1 protein-coding gene is annotated in these 527 nt (G+C 56.4%); it reads right to left on the bottom strand.

Annotated features, from left to right (window positions below; translation table 11 throughout):
* On the bottom strand, positions 1–527 hold a 527-nt coding region (locus TR36_RS14365; RefSeq protein ID WP_202814459.1), incomplete at both ends, for a Hint domain-containing protein.

Below are 527 nucleotides of genomic sequence, written 5' to 3'. Positions count from 1 at the left end.
AGCTCGACCGCTTCTCTGGAGACTGTCAGAGGGGCGGCCGCGTCATCCCAGGTCAGATTGCTAGTGCTACCGATCGAGACAACGTTTCCCTTCTGGGAGAAGGCGCGACGGTTTCCGGTATCAAGATAGCTCTCGGTGAGCATGCCATCGGCCATAATGACTGAATGGTCTTCGGTTTCGATGTGGTAGTAGTCGTAAGACGTGATGGACTTGTCGAAGAAGATCGAGCGACCGTTCACCAGCATCCGGGCCGGAACAAACTGTCCATCAAAGAACAGGCAGTGCTCCGCCGTAATCAGCATGTCCTTGAACGGAACTCCGTCCGCGATGGCATCCTTGAGGATGCGGACCGGGTAGCCTGCCTCATCATCAGGAAGATGGGCACGAACGTTGCAGTGTGCCTGACCGGTCCAGGTCACACGACGAGGGATCGCGACACCATCAACATACGCAATGATCTCATCATCAACACTCAGTTCTTCAACGGCCTTCGTCCCGTGTGGCGTGCTGATGAGAGAGCCCGGGAG

The organism is Falsirhodobacter sp. alg1 (assembly GCF_000739715.2).
Classification (GTDB): Bacteria; Pseudomonadota; Alphaproteobacteria; order Rhodobacterales; family Rhodobacteraceae; genus Falsirhodobacter.
This window is presented reverse-complemented; position numbering and strand designations above follow the sequence as displayed.